Below are 9,637 nucleotides of genomic sequence, written 5' to 3' on the forward strand. Positions count from 1 at the left end.
CTCGTACCGCCGCCGACGGGGTCTCGTACGCCCCCGTCGGCGGCGGTCGCCTTACGGCCTGCGGGCGCTCGTCACGCGGTAGACGTCGTAGACGCCCTCCACGCCGCGTACGGCCTTCAGGACGTGGCCCAGGTGCTTCGGGTCGCCCATCTCGAAGGTGAAGCGCGAGGTGGCCACCCGGTCGCGGGAGGTCTGGACGGCCGCCGACAGGATGTTGACGTGCTGGTCCGAGAGGACCCGGGTGACGTCGGAGAGCAGCCGGGACCGGTCCAGGGCCTCGACCTGGATGGCGACCAGGAAGACCGAGGACTGGGTGGGCGCCCACTCGACGTCGAGGATGCGCTCGGGCTCCCGGGACAGCGACTCGACGTTCACGCAGTCGCTGCGGTGCACGGAGACGCCGCTGCCACGCGTGACGAAGCCGATGATCGGGTCGCCGGGCACCGGGGTGCAGCAGCGGGCCAGCTTCACCCAGACGTCCTCGACGCCCTTGACCACCACGCCCGGGTCCGAGCTGGAGCGGCGCTTGGTGCGGCCGCGGGCCGGCGGGTGGGTCTCGGCGATGTCCTCGGTCGCGGCCTCCTCGCCGCCGAGGGCCTGGACCAGCTTCTGCACGATGGACTGGGCCGTGACGTGGCCCTCGCCGATCGCCGCGTACAGCGAGGAGATGTCGGTGTACCGCATCTCGTGGGCGAGGGTGACGAGCGAGTCGCCGGTGAGGATCCGCTGGATCGGCAGGTTCTGCTTGCGCATGGCCCGCGCGATGGCGTCCTTGCCCTGCTCGATGGCCTCGTCGCGGCGCTCCTTGGAGAACCAGGCGCGGATCTTGTTGCGGGCGCGCGGGGACTTGACGAAGCCCAGCCAGTCCCGGGAGGGCCCGGCGCCGACGGCCTTGGAGGTGAAGACCTCCACCAGGTCGCCGTTGTCCAGGGTGGACTCCAGCGGCACGAGGCGTCCGTTGACGCGGGCGCCTATGGTGCGGTGGCCGACCTCGGTGTGGACGGCGTAGGCGAAGTCGACCGGCGTGGCGCCGGCGGGCAGCGCTATGACGTCGCCCTTCGGCGTGAAGACGAAGACCTCGTTGCGGGAGAGGTCGAAACGCAGCGACTCCAGGAACTCCGAGGGGTCCTCGGTCTCCTTCTGCCAGTCGAGCAGCTGCCGCAGCCACGCCATGTCGTTGACGTGATCGTCCTTGCCGGCCTTCTTCGGCACGTCGGTGCGCACCTTGGAGGCGCCGGCGACGGCCTCCTGCTTGTACTTCCAGTGCGCGGCGATGCCGTACTCGGCGCGGCGGTGCATGTCGAAGGTGCGGATCTGCAGCTCGACGGGCTTGCCGTTGGGTCCGATGACCGTCGTGTGCAGCGACTGGTACATGTTGAACTTCGGCATCGCGATGTAGTCCTTGAACCGGCCGGGGACCGGGTTCCATCGCGCGTGGACGGTGCCGAGGGCCGCGTAGCAGTCGCGGACGGTGTCCACGAGGACGCGGATGCCGACCAGGTCGTAGATCTCCGCGAAGTCACGGCCGCGGACGATCATCTTCTGGTAGACGCTGTAGTAGTGCTTCGGCCGGCCGGTGACGGTGGCCTTGATGCGGGCGGCCCGCAGGTCGGCCTGGACCTCGTCGGTCACTATCGCGAGGTACTCGTCGCGCTTGGGCGCGCGCTCGGCGACGAGCCGGACGATCTCGTCGTACATCTTGGGGTAGAGGATCGCGAAGGCGAGGTCCTCCAGCTCCCACTTGATGGTGTTCATGCCCAGCCGGTGGGCCAGCGGGGCGTAGATCTCCAGGGTCTCGCGGGCCTTCTTCTCCTGCTTCTCCCGCTTGAGGTAGCGCATGGTGCGCATGTTGTGCAGGCGGTCGGCGAGCTTGATGACGAGGACCCTGGGGTCCTTGGCCATGGCGACGACCATCTTGCGGACGGTCTCGGCCTGCGCGGCCTCGCCGAACTTGACCTTGTCGAGCTTGGTGACGCCGTCGACGAGCAGGGCGACCTGGTCGCCGAAGTCGCGGCGCAGGTCCTCCAGGCCGTACTCGGTGTCCTCGACGGTGTCGTGGAGCAGTCCGGCCATGAGCGTCGCCGGGTCCATGCCGAGCTCGGCGAGGATCGTGGTGACGGCGAGCGGGTGGGTGATGTACGGGTCGCCGCTCTTGCGCTTCTGGCCGCGGTGCCAGCGTTCGGCGACCTGGTAGGCCCGCTCGATCTGGCGGAGGGTCGCGGTCTCGATCTTCGGGTCGTTGGAGCGGACGATCCGCAGCAGCGGTTCGAGGACCGGGTTGTACGGGGAGGAGCGCTGGACGCCCAGCCGGGCGAGGCGGGCGCGGACGCGGCTCGAGGAACCGCCGGAGCGGGCGGGCGGGGCCGGGGTGGGCCGGACGGACGGGGGCGGCGCGGGTGCCGCGGGCCGGGGCCTCGTCTCCGCGGGCGGGTTCTGGGGCGCGGCAGTGCTCGGCGCGGCCTGCTCGGCTCGCTTGTCGGGCTGCGCGGCGGAGAGTGGCTGGGCCTCGTCTGGCAAGAGCGCTCCTCGTGCGTTTCCGGGTCCCCCGGTCAGGCCCGGAAAGGCCATCGTATCGACCTGGAAGCGCCTGTGCTCACGCGCCTGAGGGCTGAGACGCACCTCATGCGCGGCCGTGCCTCGCCGGGTTCCCGTTTCGCGGGACTGTCCGGAAAACGACGGAGGCGGCCCGGGGAATTCCCGGGCCGCCTCCGTACCAGGTCCGGCGGTGTCCGACACGGTCGGACGACGGTCGGCCGACGGCTCAGACGGTGATGAGCGCCGTGAGCGGGGCTCCGGCCAGGGCGGGCTCGAGACGGGCCCGGCCCGGCAGGAAGCCGAGCTCCATCAGGACGGCGACGCCGGCGACCTCGGCCCCGGCACGCCGGATCAGCTCGATGGAGGCCTCGGCGGTTCCGCCGGTCGCGAGGACGTCGTCGATGACCATGACGCGGTCGCCCGCGGCCAGGTCCTCGGCGTGCACCTCGATCTCGGCGGAGCCGTACTCCAGCTCGTACGCCTGCCGCAGCGTCGCCCCGGGCAGCTTCCCGGCCTTGCGGACCGGGATGAAGCCGAGGCCGGCGCGGACGGCGACCGGCGCGGCCAGGATGAAGCCGCGGGCCTCCAGGCCCACGACCTTCGTGGCGCCGTGCGCGCCGCACAGCCCGGCCAGCGTGTCGGTGAGCGCGGTGAACGCCTCCGGGTCCGCGAGCAGCGGGGTGATGTCCTTGAACAGCACGCCCGGCTTCGGGTAGTCGGGGACGTCCCGGATGCGGCTGAGGAGCAGCTCGGTGGTGTCCTGTGCCTCGGCGGTCATCCGCGCCGTCCCGAGGGGCGGCCGCGGCGGCCGCGCTGGCCCACGACGGCCGGCTCGGCGCCGGAGACGTCGAGGGCGTCGGTGCCGTCGAGGTCCTCGCCCTTGGCGGCGTCGGAGGCCCGCTTGGCCAGGACGCGCTTCCTCAGGGCCTTCATCGCCGGCTCGCGCTCCTTGAGGTCGGCGACCAGCGGGGTGGCGATGAAGATCGAGGAGTACGCACCGGCGGCGAGACCCACGAACAGCGACAGCGAGATGTCGTTCAGCATGCCCGCGCCGAGGACGCCGCCGCCGATGAAGAGCAGACCGGCGACCGGGAGCAGCGCCACGACCGTGGTGTTGATCGAACGGACCAGGGTGCTGTTGATCGAGCGGTTGGCGACGTCGCTGTACGTCCAGCGGGTCTGCTTGGTGATGTCCTTCGTCTGCTCCTTGAGCGAGTCGAAGACGACGACCGTGTCGTAGAGCGAGTAACCGAGGATCGTCAGCAGACCGATGACCGTGCCGACCGTGACCTCGAAGCCGACCAGCGAGTAGATGCCGACGGTGATGGTGAGGTCGTGGATCAGTGCGACGAGCGCCGCGAGGGCCATTCGCCACTCGAAGGCGATGGCGAGGTAGATCACCACGAGGATCATGAAGACCCCGAGGCCCGTCCAGGCCTTGGTGGCGATCTGCTCACCCCAGCTGGGGCCGACGAGCTCCGCCGCGATCTTCGTCTCGGGGACGTTCAGGTCCTTGGCGAGCTCCTCGCGGACCTGGTCGGACTTGGCGGTGTCGAGGCCGCCGACCTGGATGCGCAGGGAGCCGTTGCCGAGCTGCTGGACGATCGCGTCGTGGCCGGAGGCCTCTTCCGCGTACTCCGTGGCCTGGCTGACGGAGACGTTCGTCTTCGGGGTGGTGAAGACGGCGCCGCCCTGGAACTCGATGCCCATGTTCAGGCCGCGCACCGCGAGGGCGACGATGGCCGTGATGGTGATGAGGATCGAGAGGCCGTACCAGATACGGCGGTTGCCGATGAAGTCGTAGCCGACCTCACCGCGGTGGAGTCGGGCGCCGAGATCGCCGAGCTTCGACATCTCACGCCTCCTTCGGTTCGATCGGGCCGGCGGCGGGGGTGGACGTACGGCGGGTGCGGCGCAGCGGCGGCTTGGCACCGAGGCTCTTCGGGTCGAGGCCGGACATCTTGTGGCCGTTGCCGAAGAACCTGGTGCGGGCGAGGAGCGTCATCACCGGCTTGGTGAAGAGGAACACCACCACGATGTCGAGCAGCGTGGTCAGGCCGAGCGTGAACGCGAAGCCCTGGACCTTGCCGACGGTGACGACGAAGAGCACGGCGGCGGCGAGGAACGACACGAAGTCGGAGACCAGGATGGTGCGCCGGGCCCGCGGCCAGGCGCGCTCGACGGCCGGGCGGAGCGTGCGGCCCTCGCGGATCTCGTCGCGGATGCGTTCGAAGTAGACGATGAACGAGTCCGCGGTGATGCCGATGGCCACGATGGCACCGCAGACGGCCGGCAGGTTCAGCGCGAAGCCGATGGCCGGGCCGAGCAGCGCCATGATCACGTAGGTGAGCAGGGCCGAGACGCCGAGGCTGAGGATCGCCACGAACGACAGGCCGCGGTAGTACACCACCAGGTAGATGATGACCAGGGCCAGGCCGATGGCGCCGGCGATCAGACCCGCCTGGAGCTGCTCGCCGCCGAGGGCGGCGGTGACGGTGTCGACGCTCTGGGTCTCGAAGGACAGCGGCAGGGCGCCGTAGGACAGGATGTTGCCCAGGTCCTGGGCGGTCTCCTGGGTGAAGCTGCCGGAGATCTCGGCGCTGGCACTCAGCGTCTGTCGCACGGACGGGGCGGAGACCACGTCGCCGTCAAGGACGATCGCGAAGCGGTTCTGCGGGTCGGCCTGCTGGGAGAGCTTGCCGGTGATCTTCTGGAACTTCTTCGAGCCCTCGCTCGTGAAGTCCATGGTCACGATCCACATGCCGCGCTGCTGGTCGAAGACGCCCTGGGCGTCGTCGACGTCCTTGCCGTCGACCTCGGCCGGGCCGAGGAGGTACTTCGACCAGATGCCGGGGGCGTCCTCGCCACAGGCGATGGTGGGCTCGGAGGGCTTGACGCCCTGGCCGACGGCGGCGCGCTGCTTGGGGTCGAGGCAGTTGAGCGCCGCGAACTTCTGCTGCAGGGCCGCGGTGGCGGCGTCACCCGACGGGGTCGGGTTCGGCGTCGAGGACGCCTTCGGCGACGCGGAGGAGCTCGCGCTCGGCGTGGGGCTCGGGGCCTTCAGCGCCTCGCTGACGGCGCGGCCCTGGCTGGAGGCGGTGGCCGTCGGAGTGGCGGACTTGCCGCCCTTGGCCTTGTCCGCGGTGGCGCCGGAGGGCTTCGCCGACGGGGTGGCCGAGCCGCTGGGCTTGGCGCTCGGGTTCGGCGCGGGCTGGTCGGCCGCGGCGACGGCCAGGACCTGCCGGAAGTACAGCTGGGCGGTGGTACCGACCTGCTCGCGGGCCTGCTTCTCGTTCGTCCCCTTGGGGATGTTCACGATGATGTTCTCGCGGCCCTGCGTCTGGACCTCGGCCTCGGAGACACCCAGACCGTTGACACGGCGCTCGATGATGCCGACCGCCGTGTTCATGTTGGTCTCGTTGACGGCGGACTCCTGTCCGGGCTCCGCCTTCGCCTTGAGCGTGATCGACGTGCCGCCGGCGAGGTCGATGCCCAGGCGCGGGGTGGTGTGCCCCGACCAGAACATGCCGCCGGTGAGCGCGACCATGGCGATCAGAATGAGTGCCAGGGCGCGGCCCGGCCGGCTCTGGCCCCCCGCCGGCCTTCGGCCCTTCTTCGGTGCTGCCACCTGTCGTTTCTCCCTGTCCAAACCGCCCCCGCGCCGGTTGGGCGGGCGGCGGCCACGAAGTGTGTGTGGGGACCTGCCCCCGCAGACGTGAAACCGGTCCGGGGCGGCGGACGCCTGTGGGCGTCCGCGCCCGCCCCGGGGCGACTACTTCGCCTCGGTCTCCCCGTCGGCCTTGCCGTCCTTCTCGACCTCGGAGTCCGCCGCGGGAGCGGCGTCCTTCTTGGTCAGGTCGGCCTTGGCCGCCCCCTCCTGGCCCTCGGCGGCGCCGGCGTCCTCGGTGAGCGAGGAGGCGTCGTCCGGAACGACGGTGTCGGAGTCGGTGTCGTCGTCGCCGTGGACGATGCGGTTGTACTCGGAGTCTTCGAGCACCGCGCCGATCGCGTTCTTGGCGTAGACGGCGTGCACGCCGGGCGCGACCTCGAGGAGGACGGTCTCGTCGCCGATCTCCTTGACGGTGGCGTACATCCCCCCGATGGTGCGTACGCCGGTGCCGGGCTGCATCTGGTTGCGCATCTCCACCGCCTGCGCCTGCTTCTTCTTGGCAGAGCGGGTCATCAGGAACATGGCCCCGATGAGGACGATGAAGGGGAGGAGGGTCACGAGGTTCACGGGACGGGTTTCCTTCGCACGGTCGCGGAGAAACCGCGGCCTGATCTTCGGGGGTGGGTACGCCGACCAGAAAGGGCGGCATCGGCGGAGTCTAGGCGAGTCCGCATCGATGGAACAACGCCCAGCATCGCACCGCGGTTCCTGACCGGGCGAGTATCCGCGCCGTCGCCGTCGTCACATCCCGAACAGCCCCGCTTGTCCGCTTCCGGCGCCGGTCCCTCCGCCGCCGCCCGCCGCGCCCGGGCCCGCTGCCTGCGGCGGAACCAGTCCGAGGTGGGTCCAGGCGGCGGGGGTGGCGACCCGGCCGCGGGGTGTGCGGGCGAGCAGTCCCTCCCGTACGAGGAAGGGCTCGGCGACCTCCTCGACGGTCTCGCGCTCCTCCCCCACCGCCACCGCGAGGGTGGACAGGCCGACCGGTCCGCCGCCGAAGAGCTTGAGCAGTGCTTCCAGGACCGCGCGGTCGAGCCGGTCGAGACCGCGGCTATCGACCTCGTACACGCCGAGGGCGGCGGCGGCGACCTCCCGGGTGATCACTCCGTCGGCCCTGACCTGGGCGTAGTCGCGGACGCGGCGGAGCAGCCGGTTGGCGATGCGGGGCGTGCCGCGGGACCGGCCGGCGATCTCTGCGGCGCCGTCGGTGTCGATCTCGACGTCGAGGAGCCCGGCGGAGCGGCGGACCACCCGCTCCAGCTCGTGCGGCTCGTAGAACTCCATGTGCGCGGTGAAGCCGAAGCGGTCGCGCAGCGGCGGCGGGAGCAGTCCGGCCCGGGTGGTGGCGCCGACCAGGGTGAACGGCGGCAGTTCCAGGGGGATGGCGGTGGCGCCGGGGCCCTTGCCGACGATGACGTCGACGCGGAAGTCCTCCATCGCCATGTAGAGCATCTCCTCGGCGGGCCGGGACATCCGGTGGATCTCGTCGAGGAAGAGGATCTCGCCCTCCTGGAGGGAGGACAGGATGGCGGCGAGGTCGCCGGCGTGCTGGATGGCGGGGCCGCTGGTGATCCTGATCGGGGCGTTCATCTCCGCCGCGATGATCATCGACAGGGTGGTCTTGCCGAGGCCGGGAGCGCCGGAGAGCAGCACGTGGTCGGCGGTGGCGCCGCGCTGGCGGGCGGCCTTGAGGACGAGGTCGAGCTGCTGGCGGACCTTCTCCTGGCCGATGAACTCGTCGAGGTCCTTGGGGCGCAGGGCGGCCTCGACGGCCTGGTCGTCGCCTTCGGCGGCGGCGCCGACGATGCGCTCCTCGACGGGGCTGCTGTCGTCGTCCCAGTTCACGATGGTCTGCCTTCTCGTTGTCGTGCGGTGGTCGATGGCCGGCGGCGGGTCCCTGCGGGGCTCCTCCCCCACCTCGCCCCGTCCGTCACCGGGGGCTCCGCCCCCGGCTCCCGTGCCTCGGGCGCCGGCGGGGCCGGGTGTCCGGCCCGCGCGGCGGTCGTCGTCAGCGGGTCCGGTTCAGGGTCTGCAGGGCGGCCCTCAGGAGCTGCGGGACGGGGGCCGAGCCGGTCTCCGCGATGGCCGCCTCGGCCTGCGGGGCGACGGCCGCGACGGCGTCCTCGGCCTCCCGGCCGGCGTAGCCGAGGCCGATCAGCGCGGCGGACAGCTGCTCGGTCCAGGGGGCGGGGCCGGAGGCGACGGCGCGCTGCTGGCCGACCAGGCCACTGGTGCCGAGGGGCTGGCCCAGCTTGTCCTTCAGTTCCAGGAGCAGCTTCTGGGCGCCCTTCTTGCCGATGCCGGGGACGGCGGTCAGCGCCTTCTCGTCGCCGGTGGACACCGCGAGGCGCAGCGCGTCGGGCGAGTGGACGCCCAGCATCGCCTGGGCCAGCCTCGGCCCGACGCCGCTCGCGGTCTGCAGCAGCTCGAAGACCTGGCGCTCGTCGTCGTCGGCGAAGCCGTACAGCGTCAGGGAGTCCTCGCGGACGACCAGGGAGGTGGCGAGGCGGGCGTGCTCGCCGAGGCGGAGTCCGGCGATGGTGTTCGGGGTGCACTGGACGGCCATGCCGACACCGCCGACCTCGACGACGGCGGTCGTGGGGGCGAGCGCGGCCACCGGGCCGCTGACGAAGGCGATCATGAGGTGCGGCCTTTCGAGGCGTGCGGGGCGGCGGCCTGCTGGAGGCGGTTCTGGGCGACGGCCTGCTGGAGGCGGTTGTCGGCGGCGGCCTGCTGGAGGCGGTTCTCGGCGGCGGCCTGCTGGAGGCGGTTCTGGGCGGGGGCGCGCCAGATGTGGCAGATGGCGAGCGCGAGGGCGTCGGCGGCGTCGGCGGGCCTGGGCGGGGCGGAGAGCCGCAGCAGCCGGGTGACCATGGCGCCGACCTGGGCCTTGTCGGCGCGGCCGCTGCCGGTGACGGCGGCCTTGACCTCGCTCGGGGTGTGCAGGGCGACGGGCAGTCCGCGCCGGGCCGCGCACAGCATGGCGACGGCGCTGGCCTGGGCGGTGCCCATCACCGTACGCACGTTGTGCTGACTGAACACCCGCTCCACGGCGACGAGTTCGGGCTGGAAGCGGTCGATCCACTCCTCGATGCCGCGCTCGATGCCGACCAGGCGGTGACCGATGTCGGCATCGGCCGGCGTGCGCACCACGCCGACGCCGAGCATGGTGAGCGGCCGTCCGGCGACTCCCTCGACGACGCCGACGCCGCACCGGGTGAGTCCCGGGTCCACCCCGAGTACGCGCACGCCGCCCCTCCCTGATCGCTCGACTGTTCGTGCAGGCTATCGGCTCGCACTGACAACGCAGCGGGGGGGGGGGGGGGGTGGGCGCGGGCCCCCGGCGGAGAACCCCCCCCAAACCCCCGAAAAAACCGCGCAACACGCGAAAAACCCGGCAAGGCCCCCCACACGCGGAGACCCGGAGAATTTAAA

General features: G+C 71.6%; 8 protein-coding genes. All 8 read right to left on the reverse strand.

The features are described from left to right. Positions 1-51: 51 nt before the first annotated feature. Positions 52-2,517 carry a RelA/SpoT family protein gene (locus tag ACFVGS_RS25320; protein ID WP_384416630.1) on the reverse strand — a complete coding sequence of 822 codons (2,466 nt, stop codon included), beginning with the start codon at positions 2,515-2,517 and terminating at the stop codon, positions 52-54. A 244-nt stretch (positions 2,518-2,761) separates the two neighbouring features. Then, complete coding sequence (locus tag ACFVGS_RS25325) at positions 2,762-3,313, reverse strand: adenine phosphoribosyltransferase (RefSeq protein WP_385693764.1); 552 nt, start codon at positions 3,311-3,313, stop codon at positions 2,762-2,764. Next, entirely contained in the window at positions 3,310-4,389 is a 1,080-nt protein-coding gene (secF, locus tag ACFVGS_RS25330) for a protein translocase subunit SecF (RefSeq protein ID WP_384416624.1), read from the reverse strand. Before secF ends, ACFVGS_RS25325 begins: the two co-directional genes overlap by 4 nt. A gap of 1 nt (position 4,390) precedes the next feature. Beyond that, a complete protein-coding gene (gene secD / locus ACFVGS_RS25335; RefSeq protein WP_385693765.1) occupies positions 4,391-6,163 on the reverse strand; it encodes a protein translocase subunit SecD in 1,773 nt (590 codons plus the stop codon). A gap of 144 nt (positions 6,164-6,307) precedes the next feature. Then, complete coding sequence (gene yajC, locus ACFVGS_RS25340) at positions 6,308-6,772, reverse strand: preprotein translocase subunit YajC (RefSeq protein ID WP_384416616.1); 465 nt, start codon at positions 6,770-6,772, stop codon at positions 6,308-6,310. A gap of 174 nt (positions 6,773-6,946) precedes the next feature. Further along, positions 6,947-8,047, reverse strand: a complete 1,101-nt coding sequence (ruvB, locus tag ACFVGS_RS25345) for a Holliday junction branch migration DNA helicase RuvB (protein WP_384416636.1) — start codon at positions 8,045-8,047, stop codon at positions 6,947-6,949. A gap of 163 nt (positions 8,048-8,210) precedes the next feature. After that, positions 8,211-8,843 carry a Holliday junction branch migration protein RuvA gene (gene ruvA, locus ACFVGS_RS25350; RefSeq protein ID WP_384416613.1) on the reverse strand — a complete coding sequence of 211 codons (633 nt, stop codon included), beginning with the start codon at positions 8,841-8,843 and terminating at the stop codon, positions 8,211-8,213. Then, the gene (gene ruvC / locus ACFVGS_RS25355; protein ID WP_385693766.1) at positions 8,840-9,451 is read right to left on the reverse strand and encodes a crossover junction endodeoxyribonuclease RuvC; all 612 of its coding nucleotides are present in this window, start codon (positions 9,449-9,451) and stop codon (positions 8,840-8,842) included. The genes ruvA and ruvC overlap by 4 nt, the downstream gene beginning before the upstream one ends. Positions 9,452-9,637: the final 186 nt, after the last annotated feature.

Source organism: Streptomyces sp. NPDC127114 (genome assembly GCF_042677525.1).
Classification (GTDB): domain Bacteria; phylum Actinomycetota; class Actinomycetes; order Streptomycetales; family Streptomycetaceae; genus Streptomyces.